The organism is Prevotellamassilia timonensis (assembly GCF_021531665.1).
GTDB lineage: Bacteria > Bacteroidota > Bacteroidia > Bacteroidales > Bacteroidaceae > Alloprevotella.
The window spans coordinates 1-21,022 of sequence record NZ_JADYUH010000051.1 but is presented as its reverse complement, the minus strand read 5'-3'; the positions used below and the strand labels follow the sequence as shown (position 1 = coordinate 21,022).

Sequence of the window (21,022 nt, the reverse complement as noted above, 5' to 3'; positions counted from 1 at the left end):
ACCTTTCGTGTAGGGTTTTGAACGCTTCAATGTATAGTTTGTGTATAGTTTGTGTATAGTTTGAAGCACAAACCCTACATTTCGCAACTAACGAAGAATCAGCGAAATGTAGGGTTGAATGTAGGGTTTTGTGTATAGTTTGTATAGTTTTTTCATTTCCCCTTTTATTTATGAATAGTAGGCGTTTCGCCACTGCATCGCGCCGTGTGTTGCCGCTGCGCGTTGCACCGCATAGTCCCTTCCAAACCATCTGTGGGGAGCACACGCAAGGAGGGCGTGCCAAAACAAAAAGTCTGGCACGCCCTCCTCAACGTGATCCCGGTCAAACACCACTTCTATAACTGCCTTTCTCATATTTATTTTTATTTTGTCATTTCTTATTTACATATATATCAGAACTTTATCCACGAATTTTCTAACTTTTCGCCTCGTGGAGACAAAAACTATAGCCTTGGCAAGGTCGATGTTAGAACTTTCCAGTAACCACGACTCCTTGACTATTTTTTTGTATTAAAGTTAAACATTTTATTTTCAGATAATTAAATAATAACCGAGCAGAGGAATTGAAAAACCACTGCTCGGTAAATAACGAGGTTCGTGATCCCGTTGGGATTCAAACCCAAGACCTTCAGAACCGGAATCTGACGCTCTATTCAGCTAAGCTACGGGACCCAAAGCTACATTTGGCAGCCACAAAAACTTGCGGAAAAGACCCCAAAAGGAAGTCTGTCCTGCAGACGCAGCCTGCAGCAAATGCGGAGCAAAATTAGGCAAATGCACGTAATCAGCCAAACGAAAGCCGTGAAAAGACCAATTTCACGAGGGAGAACAGCGATCAGTGCGCATCTTTTTTGTAACTTCGCGTCACCAAACCACGAAAGTTTCTTCGTTTTGGAAAGATTTTCGCCGTTTTGACGGTCAAAATGCTGTTTGGGGCTTCTCTCTTCTCACAAGTCGCCACAACTGCTTTCCTTCCGACTGACTCCTCGCTGCTTCTGCGCCAACTGACGCTTTGAAAACGCATGGCAAACGCATGGCAGACACGTTGCCGTTTTCGCCGGAAACGACTGACACTAAACCACATACCGCACAAAAACAATACAGTCATGAAGAACTTTATTTTTATCTCTCCGCACTTCCCACACACTTACTGGGAATTTTGCAAACGTTTGAAACAGAACGGAGTGAGAGTCTTGGGCATCGCGGATGCGCCCTATGAAAGTCTCAGTTTGGAATTGCGTCAGAATCTGACGGAATACTATCGCGTGACGAACATGGAGGACTACGATCAGATGTATCGCGGCGTTGCCTATTTCGCCTTTCGCTACGGCAAGATTGACTGGATTGAATCAAACAACGAATACTGGCTCGAGCAGGATGCACGCCTCCGCACCGACTTCAACGTCACCACCGGACTGCATACCGATGGCATACAAGCCATCAAACGTAAGTCGGAAATGAAGAAACACTATGCCGAAGGCGGAATCCCAACCGCGCGACAGCTGAAAGGCGTGGAGGGACTCGAGGAAGCACGAAAGTTTGCTGCACAAACCGGCTTTCCCCTCATCGCTAAACCCGACATCGGCGTCGGTGCCGGAGAAACCCATAAACTCCACAACGAGAAGGAACTGGAGAACTTCTTCCTTCAGACTCCCAACGCAGCAGCCTATGTTCTCGAGGAGTTCATCACGGGCGACATCTGCTCCTACGACGCCGTCATCGACAGCCACGGCAATCCCATCTTCGAGTCCATGACGTCCTGGCCGCCGTCCATCATGGACATCGTGAACAAAGGCTTGGAACTCTCCTATCACGTGGAGCCCTTCATCCACGAGGCGTTGCGCGACATCGGACGCCGCACGGTGAACGCCTTCCACGTCAAAAGTCGTTTCGTGCATCTCGAGTTCTTCCGCTTGGACCGCTCCCGTCCGGGTTTGGGCGAGGCTGGTGACTTCGTCGCATTGGAAGTCAACATGCGCCCTGCCGGAGGCTACACGCCGGACATGATGAACTATGCCCATTCCACTGACGTCTATAAGATTTGGGCTGACATGGTGGCTTTCGACGAGTGCCGCACGCCGCAGTTTGAACAACAGTATTGCGCCTACGCTTCTCGTCGCAACGGGAAGGAATATGTGCACAGCCACGAAGAGGTGCTCCAACGCTACGGCGAAGCCATCGTCATGCACGAACCCCTGCCGGAAATCTTCTCCGCCGCCATGGGAAACTATATGTACACCGCAAAACTCCACTCCAAAGAGGAAGTGGAAGCATTTACTCATTTTGTAGAAGAATCTAAATGACTCCAGACTATCACAAACACTACAGTAAGTCGCTTGAGCGCGACATGGAATACAAAGTTTACGGTACGCAGGGACACCCCGTACTGGTTTTCCCTTCGCAAGACGGTCGTTTCTATGACTGGGAAGATTTTGGTATGGTGGGTGAACTGACACCACTGATTGACGAAGGCAGCATCCGTTTGATTTGCGTCGATGGCATTGACACGGAAACTTGGTCGCAAAGCGGAGGCGATGAACACGCCCGCATCATTCGCCACGAGCAGTGGTTTCACTATGTGACCGATGAACTCATGCCCGCTGTGCGGCTCACTGCAGATGAGAAGTTCTGGGTCACGGGTTGTTCCATGGGAGGCTATCATGCTGCCAATTTCTTCTTCCGCCGTCCCGATTTGTTTGACACGTTGCTCTCTCTGAGCGGACTCTACGGTGCGGGCTTCTTCTTCCCGAACTATCATGACCCGCTGATTTATGACAACTCCCCGCTGGACTTCCTCCGTGGCATGCCGAAGGACCATCCCTACATGCAAACCTATCGCCGACGCCGCATCGTCCTCTGTGTCGGACAGGGCGCCTGGGAGGGAGAACTGCTCGAGGACACGAGGGCAATTCATGCCGTGCTTCGTGAGAAGGAAGTGCCTGCCTGGGTGGACTACTGGGGACACGACGTCTCCCACGACTGGGTGTGGTGGCGTCGTCAGGTGGTCTATTTCATGAAAAAACTGACGGAATAAGTTTGACGCCTGCGCCGTGTGCGCTGTGTGACGTGAAAACCCGAAAAAGAGGTGACGCGGAATGCGCCACCTCTTTTTCGGGTTCGCCGTTTTGGCAGACAAAACGTTTGGGAGAGTTGATGTTCGCGGTCTTGACGTCGTCAGACTCGGACGGCTTCGGTGACATGTTCAATCTGCATGAGTTCGTTGCAGACTGTGGTCACGTCGGCGGTGTCGAAGACGGAGATAATCATCTGTCCTTCAAAGATGCCGTCGTTGGTGTCCAGCGTGATGCGCTTCACCGTGAAGCGGGAGAGACGTTGCAAGACATCGGCAATGGCGTGGAGCACGCCCTGCGCATCAACGCCGCGCAGTCGGATTGCCACGTCAAAGAGTCGGCTCTTGTGGGTGTCCCAACGACAAGCCACGAGGTTGTTGCCGTAGCGGGTCTTGTGGCGCACGGCGTTGGGGCAACTGCGCAGGTGTATTTCAAGCGTGTCGTCAGCGGTGATGCAGCCCACGACATCGTCGCCCGGAATCGGGTGGCAGCAGTCCGCCATCACGCACTTCTCCAGTGTGGCTTCGTCCAGAATGAGGGTTTGCTTGCGGTTGATGTTTTTGACGAAGTCCGCTGTGGAGATGGTTTCTTCAGCGGTTTGCGTGGCAGCGGCAGTCTTCGTCTTGAACGGGAGGAAGCGTCGCCAGCCTTTTTTGTGCTCGCGCCCTTTCAGCACGTCGTTCAGTGATTCGTCAAGCGTGAAGCGTCCGTCTCCGATGCCGACAAAGAGTGATTCGTTGTCCGGCTGTCCGAAGTGGAGGCGCAGCGTGGCGATGTGCTGTTCGGTGAAGTCGTAGCCCGCCTGAACGAGGAACTGGCGGAGTTTGTCCTCGCCCTCCTTCTGTTGGGCTCGTTTTTCGCGTCGCAGAATTGCCTGCACCTTGTTGCGCGCTTTGGCAGTGGTGACATAGTTCAGCCATTCCGGGGTGGCGTGGCGTGTTTGCGAGGTGAGGATTTCGACTTGGTCGCCGCTCTTGAGTTCATAGCTGAGCGGCACGAGACGGTGGTTCACCTTTGCGCCGAAGCAGTGGGCGCCGAGGACGGAGTGAATGTTGAAGGCGAAGTCAAGGACGGTGGCACCGCGCGGCATGGTTTTGAGTTCGCCCTTGGGCGTAAAGACCATGATTTCTGAACTGTAGAGGTTGAGCTTGATGTTGTCCAGCAGGTCAAGCGTATCGGGCTGCGGGTCGTCCAGAATCTCCTTGATGGAGTTCAGCCAGCGGTCAAGTTCGTTCTCGTCGTAGGCTGCGTTCTGGTCCTTATATTTCCAATGTGCCGCAAAGCCCACTTCTGCGATGTCGTCCATGCGGTCGGAACGAATCTGCACTTCAATCCACTTTCCCTGTTTTGACATGAAGGTGTTGTGGAGTGCCTGATAGCCGTTGGTTTTCGGATTGGAAAGCCAGTCGCGGAAGCGGGTGGGGTGAGGCTTATAGATTTCCGTCAGTGCGGAGTAGATTCGGAAGCATTCGTCTTTTTCCTTGTTGCGGTCTGCGGGGACGTAGATGATTCGGATGGCAAGGATGTCAAACACCTCCTCGAAGGGGATGTGCTTGTTCTGCATCTTCATCCAGATGGAGTAGGGACTCTTGATTCGCGCCTTGATGGTGTAGTTCACGCCCATGGCATCCAGCCTTTCGCGGATGGCAGGCGTGAATCCTTCAATGGTCTTGTCGCGCATGTCCTTGGAATCCTTGAGCTTTTGAAGGATGTCTGCGTAGGCTTCGGGGTGTTCATAGCGGAAGCTGAGGTCTTCGAGTTCCGTTTTGATTTTGTTGAGTCCGAGTCGGTCTGCGATGGGCGCGAAGATGTAGAGCGTTTCTCCCGCGATTTTGTATTGTTTGGACGGCAACATGCTGGAGAGGGTTCGCATGTTGTGGAGTCGGTCGGAGATTTTGACGAGGATGACGCGGATGTCGTCGCTCATGGTGAGCAGTAGTTTTTTGAACGTCTCAGCCTGTAGTGAGGCACGTTCTCCGAAGATTCCGCCGGAGATTTTGGTGACACCTTCCACGATGTTGGCGACTTTTTTGCCGAAGAGGTTGCAGAGGTCCTCGTTGGTGTAGTCCGTGTCTTCTTCCACGTCGTGCAGGAGGGCGGCGCAGATGGTGGTGGAGCCGAGTCCGATTTCTCCGCAGGCGATTTGTGCGACGGCGATGGGGTGGAGGATATAGGGTTCTCCGCTGCGTCGGCGCACCCCTTTGTGTGCCTGTTTTGCGAAGTTGAAGGCTTTGGTGATGATGTCGGTTTTGCGTCGGTGGTTGGACGCGAGATAGGTGTCAAGCAGTCGTTGGAAGGCGGCTTGTATCATTTCCTCGTCTTGCTGTTCACGGGAGACGAGCGGGGCGGCGGGGGAGGTGGTGTCAGACATAGGCAATGAGATTTTGGCTTGGCGGTTTCCGGGGTTCGGAACTGCGGAGCGGTTTTGCGCAGCGTCGCAGCCGAAAGGAGGATGAAGAAGCCACGTTTGTGCGACGAAGCAAAAATAGGAAAAAGCGACCGAACGAACATAAAAACTTTCTATGTTTTCGGTCGCTTTGTGGCGAATATTTCTTTCAGTTGTTTCAAGGAACCTTTGTCATTTCACTCGGATTTTCTTTCCTGCGCGGATGTTGCTGCCTTTGATTCCGTTGATTTTTCGGAGTTTTTCAACGGTGGTTCCGTTTCGTTTGGCGATGTCGATGAGTGTGTCGCCGTTCTTGATGGTGACGGAGGAAGAGCGTGATTTCTTGGATTTCTTCGACTTGGAGGCTTTGCTTCTTGAACGGGAAGATTTCTGGCTGCTGCGCGTGGTGGTTGTGGTGCGTGTCACCGTGGCTTGTTCGGGTTTCACCTCAATGCGGCGTGTGAAGAGTTCTTCGGCGCGGTAGTTGTAGATGCTGTCGCCGTGGTTGATGAAGGTGGCAATTTTCTCCGAAGGCAGGCAGAGGGACATGGGCTCGGAGGCGCCGGGGATGATTTCGGTGCGATATTGCGGGTTCAGTGCATGGAGCGCCTCTTTGTCGATGCCGCAAAGTTCTGCCACCTGCGTGAAGTGGAGGTTGCGACTGACCATGACGGTGTCCGTGGTGAGCGGGTGCATCGTTTTCATGGGACAGATGTTGTGCTCGCAATAGTAGTTCATGATGTAGTTTGCCGCAATGAAGGCGGGGACGTATCCTCTGGTCTCTGCGGGGAGGTAGGGATAAATCGTCCAGTAGTCCTTCACGCCTCCGGCTCGGTGGATGGCTTTGTTGACGTTGCCCGGTCCGCAGTTGTAGGCGGCGATGACGAGATTCCAGTCGCCGAAGATGGCGTAGAGGTCTTTGAGGAAGCGTGCGGCAGCCCAGGTGGATTTGTAGGGGTGGCATCGTTCATCAACGAGACTGTTCACCTTGAGGTCGTAGCGTTTCGCGGTGGCAAGCATGAACTGCCAGAGACCAACGGCGCCCACCTTGCTCTTGGCGGTGGGGTCGAGGGCGGACTCGATGACGGGCAGATATTTCAACTCCAGGGGCAGACCGTAGTAGTCAAGGGCTTCTTCAAAAAGAGGCACGTAGAAGTTTCCGGCACCGAGCATGTAGGAGACGCTGCGGCGGAGGCGTCCGCTGTAGCGGTCAATGAACTTTTGCACGATGTCGTTGTAGGGCATCTCCATGACAACGGGGAGGCGATGGAGACGTTCGCGATATTCTTCGGGAGTGAAGAGCGGATTGACATCGGGCTCCACGCAGGTGGTGTCGGGGAAGAGATATTTCTTCGCCATCCACTCGGAGAGGAGGGAATCGCATTCCATGACCATGCCTTCGGGCAGGTCAATCACTTCTTCTGCGCCGCTGCGGGCGTTGTGAACGGTGATTTCACTTTTTTCGTCAACCTGGGCGGACAGCGGCGCTGCCAGCAGTGCAAGTACCAGGGCGTAGATTTTTCTCATATACAATATATATATAATATGATGATTTCAACTTTGGGGTTGCGCCACGGAAGTCCGCGGCGGTGTGTCAGAAGTTCAGACTGCATCCAACACCGTAGGCGGTGGAGGAGCGGGAACCGAAGGTGGGGCTGCTGCCCAGGACGGTGGGCGCGATGCGCATGGAGAGGTCCGGGGTGATGTCGAAGGCGGAGAGTTGCGCATCGACGTAGGCATCAATCACCGAGAGGATATAGACTCCGACGAAACAGAAGGCGCTGAGGTCGCGATAGCGGCGATAGAAGTCTTTCTTGCGCTTGAAAACGTTTTTGAACTGTTCCTCCTTGCCGGTGATGTCGTAGCGCGGCGGGAGCATGTCCAGGTAGGAACAGGTGCGCGGGTCGTCGTCCATGATGTCGAGATAGGCTTGCGAGTAGTCGCGATACATCTGCTGGTTCCATATCAGTGCGTAGGCACAGCCGAGGAAACCGCCGTAGATGATGGGGAGCTTCCAATATTTCCGGTTGTAAATCTGTCCCGCACCGGGAAGAATCAGCGAGAGCCACAGGGCGCGCTTGGGGTCGGGGACGAACTTCGGTCGGATGGGCGGAACGGCGGCGAGTTTGCTCACCGAATCTGTCACGGCACGCAGTCTTGCCGTGTCCACCGGGGCTGTCAGCAGACTGTCCGTGTGGGACGAGGCGAGGGAGTCGGCAAGGAGCACGGGGCGATAGGTGGTTGTGTCTCGTGCTAAGTCTTGCAGTCCTTTGACGGTGTCGTTGCTCTCACCGACCATTCTGACCGAAAGAACCGTGGCGCTTGGAGCCGCCGCGGTTTCGGTGGTGCTGCGTGTCGTCCGTCCGCAGAGCGGCGCGGCGGCAATACATGCGAGGTAGCACAGGATGAGCCGGTTGAGAAATCTTCTCACGTTTTTGGGTTTGGTTACGGGTTGTTTGACCGTTGCATTTTGATGACGTGTCGTCAGCCTTTCATGCGGTCGAAGAGAGAGATGAGGTATTCCAATTCTTCTTCGTTGGCGAAGGAGAGGATGATTTTTCCTTTTCCTTTCTGTGAGCAGGTCATTTCCACTTTGGTGCGGAAGACCTCGGCGAGGCGATTCTTCAGTTCGTTGTATTCTTCGGGCAGGCGATTCTTTGCCTTCATGGTGTGTCGCCCGCTTTTGACGGTTTCTCCGTTGTTGAGCGCTTTGACCATGTCTTCCACTTGGCGCACGGAATAGCCTTTTTCCTTGATTTCGTTGAAGAGCTTCACCTGCAAGGTTGGTTTGTCGAGTCCGAGCAGGGCGCGGGCGTGACCTTGGTCCACCTCTTTGTTTCGCAACGCCATTTGCACCTGTGCCGGCAGTTTGAGCAGGCGGAGATAGTTGGCGATGGTGGCGCGGTTCTTTCCGATTTTCTCGGAGAGTTTGTCCTGTGTGAGGTGATATTGCTCAATGAGGTTTTGATAGGCGAGTGCGATTTCGATGGCGTTGAGGTCTTCGCGTTGAATGTTCTCCACGAGTGCCATCTGCATCATTTTCTCGTCGTCGGCGGTGCGAACGTAGGCGGGGACGGAGTTGAGTCCTGCCATCTGCGAAGCACGCCAGCGTCTTTCTCCGGCAATGATTTGATAGGTTCCGTCCTCCATCTGTCTCAGCGTGATGGGTTGGATGATGCCGATTTGCCGAATGCTTTCAGCGAGTTCCTCAAGGGAAGTCTCCGAAAACTCGCGTCGGGGCTGGTTGGGATTGGCTTTGATTTTCTCCACCGGCACCTCGTTGATGCTGGAAGAGCCTCCGGTGTGGAGTTCGTCGTCGGTGGAGATGAGCGCATCAAGTCCGCGACCGAGAGCCGGGAATTTTTTGTGTGCAGGCATATAATATATGTGTGTCTATGCGTTCTAAACGGTCTAAGAAGCTGAAAGTTCAAAGGAAATCTTTGAACCGTGCCGCAGACGCTACATGGCGTTCTTGTTCAGAATCTCTTTGGCGAGTTCAAGGTGATTCTTGGCACCGGTGGAATCGGCGTCATAGAGAATGGCGGGGAGACCGTGGCTGGGTGCTTCGGAAAGTTTCACGTTGCGCTGGATGACCACGCGGAACACGAGTTCTTGGAAATGGCGCTTCACCTCGTCATAGATTTGACGGGCGAGGTTGAGGCGGCGGTCATACATCGTCAGCAGGAAACCTTCAATTTCAAGGGAGGGGTTGGTTTTCCGTTTGACAATGCGGATGGTGTTGAGAAGTTTGGAAATGCCTTCTAGTGCAAAATATTCGCATTGAACCGGAATGATGACGGAGTCCGCTGCGGTGAGCGCGTTGACCGTGATGAGACCCAGCGAAGGGGAGCAGTCGATGAGGATGAAATCATATTCACTCCTCAGCGGGTCAAGCACGTTCTTCATGATGCGTTCGCGCTTTTCGAAGTTGAGCATTTCGATTTCGGCTCCCACGAGGTTGATGCTGGAGGGAACGACATCAAGTTTTTCAATGTCGGTCGTGTAGATGGCTTCGTGAATGTCCTTGCCTCCAATCAGACATTCATAGATGGAGCAGTCCACCTTGCTCAGGTCCACGCCGAGCCCTGACGAAGCGTTCGCCTGAGAGTCGGCATCAATGAGGAGCACTCGTTTCTCGAGTGTGGCGAGTGAGGCGGCAAGATTCATGGAAGTCGTGGTCTTTCCCACACCTCCCTTTTGGTTGGCTAAAGCAATGATTTTGCTCATGTGTGAAGGATGAATCGGGATGCTTTTGTTTTGGCACGCAAAGAAAGGTCCTTTTTGTGTTGTGTCTGAACAGAGGACCCTCTCAAACCACCGCGTCCGAAACGCAGCGTGTGCTATGGGCGGCAAAGGTAAGCATTTTTTGACTAAGAGCGTGCAGATAAACAGTTTTTCGCACTTCAAGGCTGTCTCATAGGCGGCTTGTGGTGCTCTCTGCAATCCCGAGGTGCGTAAAAGTGCGAGTGTCAGATTGACATCTTCGTCCATGACGGTCGTTGTCGTTCCGGGTTTATAAGCGCAGCACGTGGGAAAACAAAAACCGCCTCAGCGTGTGCTGAAGCGGTTGTTAGGATTTTGAGAGAGGGAAGTGCTCGAAGCGAGACTCGAACTCGCACGGACATTTCTGTCCAAAGGATTTTAAGTCCTTCGTGTCTACCATTCCACCATTCGAGCGACCTTAGCCGCTGAGAGAATGACGCTGCGAGCGACTTTGTGTTCTCTGAAGCGAGAGCGGAAAACGAGACTCGAACTCGCGACCCCAACCTTGGCAAGGTTGTGCTCTACCAACTGAGCTATTTCCGCAGACTGCATCCGACGAGAATCGAATGCTCAGACAAGATGGTGAAGAGGAGGAGACTCGAACTCCCACGTCGCAATTGACACTACCCCCTCAAAGTAGCGCGTCTACCAATTCCGCCACCTCTCCGATGAAGATGTCTGAGAGCGGAAAACGAGACTCGAACTCGCGACCCCAACCTTGGCAAGGTTGTGCTCTACCAACTGAGCTATTTCCGCAGTGTTTGCCAGCCTGTTTTTCGGCTTAGCGGGTGCAAAGATAGAACCTTTCTTTGAATTGGCAAACTTTTCCTTAAATATTTTTTGTGTGGGCTTTGAAACGTTCTTCGTTTCGCTCCTCGTTTCACTCGTCGGTGTGGGAGATGATTTCGTCCATGAGGCGTATGGATTTGCGATACTGCAGGTAGCCGAGAACGCCTCCGATGACGCAGCCAACAGCGGAGCCGGTGAGGAGTCCGAGACGATATTCCTCCGACATTCCGGTCTGTGTGCATATTTCCCAAACGAACCAGGGAATCCAAACGAGGAGCAAGGGAATACCGATTCTGAACCAGCGGCGTGAAAGGCGACGCACTCGCATGGTTTCTTTTGCCACTTCGCAGAAGGTGCTGCGAGACACCTTGTCTGCGGAGAGTTTGCGGTGTGCGAGGTAGTTATAGACGCAGGCGATAATTAGAAAAAACGTGGTGAAGATGCAGAAGACGGTGGAGATGTGGAGTGTGTTGAAAATGAAGAGCGTGTAGGGGATGCCGAGCAGGGCAACGAGTCCGATGATGCGTGCGTCGCGGTTGAGGCTACTGATTTTTTGGCGCACGATTTCACTGACGAGTTTGTCGCTGACAATCTCCTGTTGGTCGAGTTTTTCACGCAGCAACTGAAACTGCTGCTGCATCTCGTCAAGTTCAATGTGAGATTCGTTGGTCATGGGAGAAGGGTTCAAAGTGGTTCAACGATGTTTGAGGGCTGTTCCGGAGTTCCATGCGACCGGGTCGCAGTTCAAGGGAACGATGCCATTTCGCGTTTCAGTCTTTCATTTGTTTGAGTTGCAGTCGGATGCGGGTGAGTCGCACGCTGATGTTTTTGGGCGTGAGTCCGACGATGTCGGCGATTTCTTGGTAGGAGAGGCTTTCCAGCCAAAGCAGGACGATGGCTCTGTCCAGAGGTTGCAGGCGTTGGATTCGTTGGCGAAGCACTTGAATTTGTCTTGAATCGGTGTCGTCGTCATCGAAGAGGTCGATGTTCATGTCCAGTCTGGTTGTGGGCATCTTCCGTTTTTTGCGGTCGGCGGAGATGCAGGTGTTGAGACTGACGCGATAGACCCAAGTGGAGATTTCGGAGTCGTTGCGAAACTTTCCGATGCCTTTCCAAAGGTTGATGAGTACGTCCTGAAAGAGGTCAGCTGCCTCGTCTTTGTCTCGGGCGAACATGTAGCACACGGTGTAGATGGTGCTCTTTTGTTCATGCACGAGTTGGGTGAATTCTCTTTCGGTGATGTTCATGTTGGTTTAAGTTTACAACAATTAGACGTGGTTGTGGCTGATTTGCTACGAGGAAATCCCAAAAAACTTTCTTTTCTTCTTTATTGTGTCTGTAGCCGGACGTCTCATTCTCCCTTCACCAGTCGTTGCATGGTGATGAGGGCTGCTTCGGCGTTGGGAACTTGTGTGATGGTCATGCGTCGGCGTCCTTTTGACTCGTCCAGTTTGCAGCGCAGTGGGGAGGCGGCGGCAAATTCGATGATGCGGGTGAAGGCTGCACTGCGGTAGAAGGGACTGTCCGTGTTTTGCACGAAATAGAGGGTCATTTGGCGGTTGTGGAGCACGAGGCGGTCTGCCCCGGCGCGGCGGGCGAGGTTGCGGAGCGGTACGATGCGCAACAACTCTTCAGCCTCTTTCGGCAGCGCCCCGAAGCGGTCCAACAGCCGTTTGCGGAAGTTGGTGATTTGTTCCTCGTTGCTGAGGCTGTCCAGCTCACGATAGAGCATCATGCGCTCTGAAGCACCGGGGACATAGGTTTCGGGAAGATAGGCGTGGAGGTCGCATTCAATGGTGCATTCGCTGACAAAGAACTCTCCGCTGAGTTGCTTCTGTTGTTTGATTTCTTCGGCGTAGAGGTCGGCGAACTCTTCGTTCTTCAGTTCCGACACAGCCTCGGAGAGAATCTTCTGATAGGTTTCATATCCCAAATCAGCAATGAAGCCGCTTTGTTCCGCACCAAGCAGGTTGCCCGCGCCGCGGATGTCAAGGTCCTGCATGGCAATGTGGATGCCCGAGCCGAGGTCGGAGTAGTTTTCAATTGCTTGCAGTCTTCTTCTTGCATCGTCGGGAAGCAGCGAGAGCGGCGGTGCGAGCAGATAGCAGAACGCCTTGCGGGAGCCACGTCCGACTCGTCCTCTCATTTGGTGAAGGTCGGAGAGTCCGAAGCGATGAGCTCCGTCAATGAGGATTGTGTTGGCGTTGGGAATGTCAATGCCGTTTTCGACGATGGTGGTCGAAATGAGCACGTCGTAGTCATAGTTCACAAATCCCGTGATGATTTTTTCCAGTTCTTCCGGCGGCATTTGTCCGTGCCCCACGGCGACGCGGGCATCCGGAACGTAGCGTCTGACCAGAGAGGCGATGTTGGCAAGCGAGGCGATGCGCGGGCTGACGATGAAAACCTGTCCGTTTCGGCTCATCTCAAAGTTCACGGCATCGGCGATGATTTCGTGGTGAAAGGTGTGAACCTCCGTTTGAATCGGGCGGCGGTTGGGTGGCGGTGTTTGGATGACGGAGAAGTCGCGGGCACCCATCAGCGAGAACTGGAGGGTTCGTGGGATGGGCGTGGCGGACATGGTCAGCGTGTCGATGTTCACCTTCAGTTGTCGCAGTTTCTCCTTCACCGATACGCCGAATTTTTGTTCTTCGTCAATGATGAGCAAGCCCAGGTCGTGCCATTTCACGTTCTTGCCGATGAGTTTGTGCGTGCCGACGAGGATGTTCACTTTTCCCTCGGCGAGGTCTTTCAGCACGTCACGTGTTTGGGCAGTGGTGCGGGCTCGGCTCAGATAGTCCACTCTCACGGGGAAATCTTTGAGGCGCGAAGAGAAGGTTTTGAAGTGTTGCAGTGCGAGGACGGTGGTTGGCACGAGCACAGCCACCTGCTTGTTGTCGCAGGTCGCTTTGAGGGCGGCGCGCACGGCAATTTCCGTTTTGCCAAATCCCACGTCGCCGCAGACGAGACGGTCCATCGGGCGCGGACTTTCCATGTCGCTCTTCACTTCTTTTGTCACGCGCAGTTGGTCCGGCGTGTCCTCGTAGGCAAAGCCCGCTTCCAGTTCGTGTTGCAAGAACGTGTCGGCACTGAAGGCAAAGCCCTCGGTTTCGCGTCGTTGTGAGTAGAGAAGGATGAGGTCGCGGGCGATGTCCTTGATTTTCTTCTTCGTGCGCTCCTTCATTTTCTCCCAAGCACCAGTGCCGAGGCTACTCACGCGGGGCGGCGTGCCCTCTTTGCCTTTATATTTGGAAACCTTGTGGAGCGAGTGAATGGAGACATAGACCGCATCCTCGTTTTTGTAGGTCAGTTTAATCATTTCCTGCATCTCGCCTCCTGCACTTGGCATTCTGACGAGTCCGGCGAAGCGTCCGATGCCGTGGTCGATGTGCACCACATAGTCTCCCACTTCGAACTGCATGAGTTCCTTCAGTGTCAGTGCCATCTTAGAGTCGCGAGCGTGGTCCGACTTCAGATTGTATTTGTGGAAGCGGTCAAAGATTTGGTGGTCTGTGAAGCAGCAGAGGTGAAGGTCCTGGTCGGAGAATCCGGCGTGGAGTGTGCGGGTCACGGGTGTGAAGTGGTCGGCGTTTTCCGTGCCGGTGAGTTCGTCGAGGATGTGTTGCAGACGTTCGTTCTGTTTCGCACTGTCGGCGAGGATGAAGAGGCGGTTCCCTTCGGCGCGTGCTTTGTCGAAATGTTCGCGGAGAAGTTCAAAGTTCTTGTGGAAGAGCGGTTGCGGCGAAGTGTGGAAACACACGACTGCCTCTGCCTCTGCCTCGGGATTTGTCACCAGCTCCACGCGGCGCAGGTCGGTGGCGCGCCGCAGCAGGGACGTGCCTTGTGAGAGCATGAGCTCGCGGTTCAGTTTCTTGCGCAGTTCCTCTGCTTCCGCCTCGGGCAGTTCTTCCAAGGATTGTTCCGCCTGTTTGCTGAATCCTTCCTTGTAGATTTGATTCATCGTGTCTGCCACGAAAATCAAGTCGCGAACGATGAGCAGTGAGTCGTCGGGAACATATTCCACAAAATCAACGGTTGTGTTGGCTCCGCTGTCCGCTGTGTCGGGGACGATACTGACTTCGCTGCGTCGTTCGGCAGAGAGTTGTGTCTGCACTTCAAACGTGCGGAGGCTCTCCACGTCATCGCCAAAGAAGTCGATGCGATAGGGGTGTTCCGAGGAGAAGGAGAAGACGTCGAGGATGGAGCCTCTGACGGCGAACTCTCCTGGTTCATAGACATAGTCGCAGCGTCGGAATCCGAGTTCGAGGAGTTTTTCGGACAGTTTCGTCAGGTCAAAGGTGTCGCCTTCTTTGATGGTGAAGCTCTGTTCCGTCAGTGTCTTCTTGGGTGCTACTTTTTCCGTGATGGCGGCGGGGAAGGTGACAATCATCAAGGGGCGTTCGGTGGTCTCTTGGGTGGTGAGTCGATTGAGCACCTCGGTGCGAAGGATGTCGTTGGCGGCATCCCGGCGCGCATATTTTGCGGCGCGGCGATAGGACGAGGGAAAGAAAAGCACGTTCTCGTCGCCGCAGAGTTGTCGCAGGTCGTGGTAGAAATAGCCTGCCTCCTCTTCATCGTTGAGAATGAAGAACCAGGGACTCGCCTGCTTTTTCTTTTGCTGCGCCAGTGCGGCGAAGATCATGGGTGCGGCGGAACCTTGCAGTCCGCACAGTTGGAGCCTGCGCGGCGTCTTCCGACTGAGGAGATGTCGTAGCGCACTCACGCCGGGATGAGATGTGAAAAGCGAAAGAAGTTCGGAGATTTGCATGGGAAAAGGAGACGGCGGCGCGTTTCGAAGGCGACTTTGTTGAGGTTCAAAGTTTCGTTGTCGCAGTGCGGCTGTTCAGGAAACTCAAAACCTCGGATTTTTATAGAATATTCTTTTTCAAAAAAACTGCGCGTTTTTTTCAAAAATCAGCGCGAGAACCGAAGGGGTCGGCTCTCGCGCTGATGTGAAGACCGGGACGCGGGAACGAAACCGGTCGTTGGAGAATCTTAGAACTGGTATCTGTGGTCTTTAATGCCCGATTCGTGGTTCATGAGATATTCGAAGACGGACTGATAGGAACGCTGACCGATGATGGAAGCGACTTGCTGCATTTCAGCTGCCTGGTCAAACTTCTCGGGAGTGTTCTTTTTGGCAGTGGTCTTCACCACGTAGAGTGCTCCTGCGCCTTTCACGACTGCGGAGGATTTGCCGACGGCAGTCTTTGCGAGGGTGGCGGCGAGGACGGGTTCGGAGACGTTCACGCCTGCCACGGAAGGATAGGAGGCGAAACTGATGTCGGTGAGGGTTGCGTTCACAGCACCTTTCAGTTTCTGCATGTCGGCAATGGATTTCACGTTCTTGGCGAGTGCCAGTGCTTTTTCAGCCTTCTTTTGCTGTTTCACCACGATGGTGAGGAATTCTTTCACGCGGGGGTTGTCCCAGCTGAGATATTTCTTGTCGTTTGTGGCTTTCACGAGCACCACGAGGAGATGGTCGTTGGCGCGTCCACACTCATAGAGTTTTGAAATTTGGTTCTCTTTAGCTTCTTCGAAAATCCAGCGTGCGCATTCTTTGGCTTGTGCACCGCCGATTCGCATCGGGATGACGTTCTGCATGGGCGTGTAGCCGGGGAGGTCGTAGATCATGTAGCCTGCTTTGGCTGCGTTTTTCTCGACTGCGTCCACCGTCTGGTTCTGTGCGAGGAAGCGATTGATGCGGCTGAGTTCGTCTTCGTAGGTTTTCTTGGAGAAGTCAAGTGTGCGTTTCACGACAGCCACCTGATACTTCGTCACCATTTTTTTGCGGTCAAGCACCTGCACGACCACTGCACCTTGTTCGCTGGCGATGACGCTGCTGCTTCCTGCTGCCACCTGAGAGAGTGAGCGGAGATAGAGCGCGTTTTCTTCGTTCATGCCGAATCCTTCATATTGTGCAGAGGTGAGCCAAACGGAGTCACTGCGCTGACCGTAGCGTTTGGCGAGGTCAGCGAAGGATGCGCCGCCTTTCAGAGCGTTGAGAATGCTGTCAGCCTGTGCTTTGCGTGCATTGGGAGTGGCGGCAGTGGCTGCGATTTGACGATAGAGGATGGAGTCGGGTGCTTCCGTTTTGTCGATGAGCTTCAACGTGTTGATGGTGTTGTCCTGTGCGTTGTAGTAAGTTGCTTTCACGCTGCCGACAGCCATGGAGTCGAGGTTCGCGGAGATGTCGGGCACGGAGCGGAATGCCTGCTTGCTGAGCGGGAGGCTGGTGTAGAGGATGTTTGAGTTGGATGTGCGCACCACTTCAGCGACGTCATCTCCGTTGCGGAGTTGTGCTTCAAAACCTTCCACCGTTTTGGTGAGTTCAGCGCGGTCTGCAGCACTTGCCACGACGTTCACGTCGATGATTTTGAGGTCTCGGGTGGGAAGCGGCTGATAGAACTGCTCTTTGTATTCCTCGTATGCCTTCTTGAGTTCGTCGTCGCTCACCTGCACGTCTTTGTCAGCGATGGAAGAGTAGGGGAGAGCTGCGACTTCTGCGGTGTAGAGGACGGAGCGTTCGTCGAAGTTTGTTTTTGCAGCCACGGGGTTAGAGATGAATCCCATGGCGAAGAGCATGTTGAATTTGTTGGCGAGGAGTTCGTCGCGGAGTTGTTTTTCGGTGTTGTCCCAGATTCGTTTGATGAGTTGGATTTGTTCCACCTGTTCTCCCATCTGTGCTTGTTGTGCCTGTGCGATGGTTTTGTTGTAGTCCTTCAGGAAAGTTTGGAGTTGTGTGAGGTCAAACTGTCCGGTTTTGGGGTTTCCGAAGATGGTTCCCATGAGTTGGAGGCTTTGTGCAGTTCCTTGTCGGAGTGCTTCCTGCACTTCTCCATCGGTCACGTAGAGCCCGAGTTTTTCGCATTCGTGCCGAATGATTTCTTTCTGCACGAATTGCTGCCAAACCTGCTCACGAATCTGTTCGTTTTGTTCGTCGGAGAGGTTTCCGCTCTGTCCCTGCATTTGCATTTGCAGTTTGACGATTTCGCTCTGTGCTTCCACTTCCTGCTGGAAGTCTTGGATGGAGAGTTTGTTACCATAGACTTCGCCGACTTGACTGCGTTCCATAGCCGAGGTGGTTTCGATGGAACGGAAGAACTCTTCAGCGATAAAAGCAAAAAGGGCGAGGCCGAGGATGCCGACCAGCAGTGCGCCTTTGCTTCTGATTTTCTGTAGTGCTGCCATTTAGTTAGTGATTATTTGTTTTTTTATGATTATTCTTTGAATTTTGACGTGCAAAGATAGGTATTTGCTTTTAAGTATCTATGTTTTGTCTCTGAAAGTTTGCGCTTTTGCCGTCGGATTCTCCTCAATCGCGCTCTCGTGTAGTGTATTTTAGTGTCGTCGTGGGTGAGGCACGGTCGGTTCGCGCGGTGGGACGGTGTCCTTTTTCGTTGTGTCGGCGGGCGCGTTGGGAGATGCCGGTGTGGCAGTTTCGCCGTAGTTGTTGGCGGGCATGAAGCCGCTGGTTTGTTTGACGTGGTAGCGTGTCAGGCGTTTGTTTTGGAGCGTGGCGCGGAACCAGTTTCCTTCGATTTTTTGGTTGGGTTGTTCCAGTCGCGTATAGACGTCTGAGCGGAGTTCTCCCGTTCTCATGTTCCAAAAGAGTTCGTTGGTGTGAACGGTTGTTTGGGCTTCGAGGTCATTGAGCACGATGTGTCCTCGCAGTTTCCAAAGGTTTTGGTCGTAGAGCGTGGCGGTGTCGGCGCAGACCTCCATGTTGATTTTGAACATGTCATCGAAGCGCACGAGGAAGAGTCCTTGCGGGAATTCCCAGCGTGGTGGTTTTGTTTTGTCATAGACTCTCCATTCCTCCGCCACGATTTTGTAGCGCATGATGCCGGAGTCGGAGATGAGTTTTGTCACTCCGAAGGTGGTCATCACAGGGAGCGAGTCGCGGTTTTGCACGGCTTTCCCCATGGGAGGTGCTTCCGTGCCGCATCCCGCCAGAAGTGATGCGGCGATGAGGATGACAAGAGGGAGGAAAAGAGTTCGCATGATGAAGGCGGCGTGTTTTTTTGCGCGGATTTCTTTTGCGCGGATTTCCTAATGGGATGAAGAAATTCTTATTCCGCCTTCCATTTCATGAACCAACGTTCGTTGAACGAAAGTCCGAGGCAGATGCGGAAGTATTCTTCGCTGACCATGCCTTTGAATTTCGGTTGCATTCGTTCATATTGGAAGGAAATGTTGATGAGCGAGCGATTGTTGTAGGCGTTGGAGATGGGGAGTGCGCATCCGAGCGATGCTTGGTAGGAGCGTGGTCCGTCCTGTTCGCCGATTTTGGTGTAGGGCGTGGCATAACTGAATCCGGCGCGGTAGCGGATGCGTCGGTGCCATTTCAGTGCATCTTCGTTGGGGACGTATTCCAGACCGAAGTTCACCTTGTGTCGGTTCGTGAGACTTCCTGTTCCGCAGGTGTAGTGTCGGTCTCCGTTTGTCTCTTCGGTGATTTCTCCCGGCATTTTGGCTTTGCTCCAGAGTTCGGCAGTGTAGTCCACACCGATGCGCAGTTTTTTGTTCCATTCCCAGGTGACGCCGGCTCCGAAGGTGTGGGGCAGGGCGTAGGCGTTGCGTGCGGTGAGTGTGTCGGTGTGTATGTCGCCGGTGGAGGCGATGTTTTGGTCGTAGAAGACGGCGTCGCGGTCAATGTCGTGACCGAGTCCGTAGGTCAGACCGAGCGTCAGTTTGTTCTTTTTGCTGAGGAGGAAGGAATATTGTGCACCGAAGTCAATTTTATAACTTCGGAGGTCTGTGCGATAGAGTTGCTGTGTTGTGTTGATGTTGTTGTCGTCGAAGTCGTTATAGACGGTGTGGGAGAGGTCTCCCCAGAGATAGCCGGCATTGAAACCGATGGAAAAGTTGCGGATTGGTTCCCATCCGAAGCCGAGATAGACGATGTGGAGTCCGCCTTCGCCCGAGAAGGTGGTGGTTTGATTGATTTCAGTGGGCACGGTCTGAATGGGTTTTTCTTGACTGATGTTGTAGCCTATGGATGTGTAGGGCATGAGTCCGAGAGACATACCTAATCTTGGTGCGAGGCGGAATCCGGCGGAGATGTAGTCAATGGATGTGTTTTGCGCGTGAATTTTTCTTCCGTTGGCTTTGAAGACGCCGTTTTGCATGGTCAGTCCGAAGTCGAAGAGGAAGGAGAGGGAGTCAATGGCAGAATAGGATGCCGGGTTCTTTTGGTTCAGTTCGTTGCCCTTTCTGAAACCGTAGGCTGTTCCACCCATGGCTTTGTTGAAGGCGTTTCCGCCGTCGTTGAGCAGACCGTATCCATAGCGGGAATAGGGGGAGTTGCTACCGTTGTTTTGTGCCGTTGCCGTCAGTGTGGCAAAGGAGAGGGAGAGCAGCGTGGCAAGTTGGAGAATATATTTCATTTTGTCAGAATATGCAACGTGAGCCGCGGGAGAGAGCGGGAGTTTTTCTTATTTGCGTCAGTCAGTTTGTGGCTTCTGAACAGTCAGTCTGTGTGAGGGTTTCGTCAGTCAGTTTGTGGTTGCTGAGAAAGATGATGGAGGAGGATTTCGTTGAGCCCCGTCTCCACCAGTGCCTCTTGGCGTTCAACCGGAATGCCGTGGCAAAATTTGCGGGCGTTACCTCCTGTGAGGAACACCGGCGCGTCGGGAAACTCTTTGCGGAAGGCGCGGATGCAGCCCTCGATTTCCCATTCCGTTCCCGTCATGACGCCGGCGCGGATGGCTGAGACGGTGTCTGTGCCCCATTGCGGGGCGGTTTCTTCTGCCGTCACCAAGGGCAGCGCGGCAGTTTGTTCGTGGAGTGCTCGGAAGCGGATGCCCAGTCCCGGTGAGATGTTACCGCCGAGATAGCGTCCGTCGGCAGAAACGCGGTCAAAGGTGAGACAGGTGCCGATGTCGATGATCAGCAATTCCGTCTTTGGTCGGAGTGCGGCGGCGCCGACGGCTGCGGCGAGGCGGTCCGGTCCCAGTGTTTGCGGGTTGTCATAGCAGACGCGGAGTGGGGTCGGCGTGGTTCCCGTGACGAAGAGCGCGTCGGGGCAGATGGTTTTCAGTGTGTTCCAGACACTTTCTTCTTTTCTGCCGACGACGGAGATCACCGCGTGGCGGAGCGGAAATTTCTCTGCGAGTTCTCGGAACGCACCGGCGGGCGAGCCTTCTGTTCTGAGGCGCGCCACCATGGAGCGTCCGTCAAAGACTGCCACTTTGGTGGAAGAATTACCGATGTCTGCAACAAGATTCATCTTATGCCGATTTTTCTGCGCGGCAAAGTTAGTGCAAGGCGGCGGGGTGTCAAAGAAAAACCTGTTTTTTTATGTGAAACGGACACGGCTCTTTAAATGAAGGAAGCGTGTGTTTATACGTATAATAAGGGGAAACAAAAAACTATACAAACTATACACAAACCCTACATTTAACCCTGCATCTCGTTGATTTCCCGTGAGTTGTGAAATGTATAGTTTGTGCTCCAAACTATACACAAACTATACATTAACTATACATTGAAGCGTTCAAAACCCTACACA

The 21,022-nt window shown here is 53.5% G+C and carries 14 protein-coding genes and 5 tRNA genes; 2 read left to right on the top strand and 17 right to left on the bottom strand.

Features of this window, described 5'->3' with window-relative positions:
* Positions 1 to 598: 598 nt before the first annotated feature.
* Positions 599 to 672 (bottom strand) — tRNA-Arg (locus tag I6E40_RS08495).
* Positions 673 to 1,106: 434 nt separating this feature from the next.
* On the opposite strand from I6E40_RS08495, the gene I6E40_RS08490 reads away from it, so the two are divergent.
* Together I6E40_RS08490 and I6E40_RS08485 are read left to right on the top strand one after the other, a co-directional pair.
* Positions 1,107 to 2,303 carry an acetyl-CoA carboxylase biotin carboxylase subunit family protein gene (locus tag I6E40_RS08490; protein ID WP_235386611.1) on the top strand — a complete coding sequence of 399 codons (1,197 nt, stop codon included), beginning with the start codon at positions 1,107 to 1,109 and terminating at the stop codon, positions 2,301 to 2,303.
* Positions 2,300 to 3,034 carry an esterase family protein gene (locus I6E40_RS08485; RefSeq protein ID WP_235386610.1) on the top strand — a complete coding sequence of 245 codons (735 nt, stop codon included), beginning with the start codon at positions 2,300 to 2,302 and terminating at the stop codon, positions 3,032 to 3,034. The genes I6E40_RS08490 and I6E40_RS08485 overlap by 4 nt, the downstream gene beginning before the upstream one ends.
* A gap of 140 nt (positions 3,035 to 3,174) precedes the next feature.
* Here the strand turns inward: I6E40_RS08485 and I6E40_RS08480 are convergent, their stop codons facing one another.
* The 16 genes from I6E40_RS08480 to I6E40_RS08405 form a co-directional block, all read right to left on the bottom strand.
* A complete protein-coding gene (locus I6E40_RS08480) occupies positions 3,175 to 5,442 on the bottom strand; it encodes a RelA/SpoT family protein (RefSeq protein WP_235386609.1) in 2,268 nt (755 codons plus the stop codon).
* Between the two features lie 207 nt (positions 5,443 to 5,649).
* Positions 5,650 to 6,984, bottom strand: coding sequence for a lytic transglycosylase domain-containing protein (locus tag I6E40_RS08475; RefSeq protein WP_235386608.1), 1,335 nt, complete (start codon positions 6,982 to 6,984; stop codon positions 5,650 to 5,652).
* 67 nt (positions 6,985 to 7,051) lie between these two features.
* Complete coding sequence (locus I6E40_RS08470; RefSeq protein ID WP_235386607.1) at positions 7,052 to 7,888, bottom strand: DUF5683 domain-containing protein; 837 nt, start codon at positions 7,886 to 7,888, stop codon at positions 7,052 to 7,054.
* Between the two features lie 53 nt (positions 7,889 to 7,941).
* Entirely contained in the window at positions 7,942 to 8,835 is an 894-nt protein-coding gene (locus I6E40_RS08465) for a ParB/RepB/Spo0J family partition protein (RefSeq protein WP_235386606.1), read from the bottom strand.
* An 81-nt stretch (positions 8,836 to 8,916) separates the two neighbouring features.
* Positions 8,917 to 9,684, bottom strand: coding sequence for a ParA family protein (locus I6E40_RS08460; RefSeq protein ID WP_235386605.1), 768 nt, complete (start codon positions 9,682 to 9,684; stop codon positions 8,917 to 8,919).
* 365 nt (positions 9,685 to 10,049) lie between these two features.
* A tRNA-Leu gene (locus tag I6E40_RS08455) sits at positions 10,050 to 10,134 on the bottom strand.
* Positions 10,135 to 10,190: 56 nt separating this feature from the next.
* Positions 10,191 to 10,263: transfer RNA gene (locus I6E40_RS08450), tRNA-Gly, on the bottom strand.
* Between the two features lie 37 nt (positions 10,264 to 10,300).
* A tRNA-Leu gene (locus I6E40_RS08445) sits at positions 10,301 to 10,387 on the bottom strand.
* 16 nt (positions 10,388 to 10,403) lie between these two features.
* A tRNA-Gly gene (locus tag I6E40_RS08440) sits at positions 10,404 to 10,476 on the bottom strand.
* Positions 10,477 to 10,600: 124 nt separating this feature from the next.
* Positions 10,601 to 11,182: a hypothetical protein gene (locus I6E40_RS08435; protein ID WP_235386604.1), complete on the bottom strand. Its 582-nt coding sequence runs from the start codon at positions 11,180 to 11,182 to the stop codon at positions 10,601 to 10,603.
* A gap of 97 nt (positions 11,183 to 11,279) precedes the next feature.
* A complete protein-coding gene (locus I6E40_RS08430) occupies positions 11,280 to 11,756 on the bottom strand; it encodes an RNA polymerase sigma factor (protein ID WP_235386603.1) in 477 nt (158 codons plus the stop codon).
* A 104-nt stretch (positions 11,757 to 11,860) separates the two neighbouring features.
* Entirely contained in the window at positions 11,861 to 15,277 is a 3,417-nt protein-coding gene (mfd, locus tag I6E40_RS08425; protein ID WP_235386602.1) for a transcription-repair coupling factor, read from the bottom strand.
* Between the two features lie 227 nt (positions 15,278 to 15,504).
* Complete coding sequence (locus I6E40_RS08420) at positions 15,505 to 17,700, bottom strand: SurA N-terminal domain-containing protein (RefSeq protein ID WP_235386601.1); 2,196 nt, start codon at positions 17,698 to 17,700, stop codon at positions 15,505 to 15,507.
* 150 nt (positions 17,701 to 17,850) lie between these two features.
* Complete coding sequence (gene lptC / locus I6E40_RS08415) at positions 17,851 to 18,513, bottom strand: LPS export ABC transporter periplasmic protein LptC (protein WP_235386600.1); 663 nt, start codon at positions 18,511 to 18,513, stop codon at positions 17,851 to 17,853.
* A gap of 68 nt (positions 18,514 to 18,581) precedes the next feature.
* Positions 18,582 to 19,898, bottom strand: coding sequence for a PorT family protein (locus I6E40_RS08410; protein ID WP_235386599.1), 1,317 nt, complete (start codon positions 19,896 to 19,898; stop codon positions 18,582 to 18,584).
* Between the two features lie 104 nt (positions 19,899 to 20,002).
* Positions 20,003 to 20,740, bottom strand: coding sequence for a type III pantothenate kinase (locus I6E40_RS08405; RefSeq protein ID WP_235386598.1), 738 nt, complete (start codon positions 20,738 to 20,740; stop codon positions 20,003 to 20,005).
* Between the last annotated feature and the right edge of the window lie 282 nt (positions 20,741 to 21,022).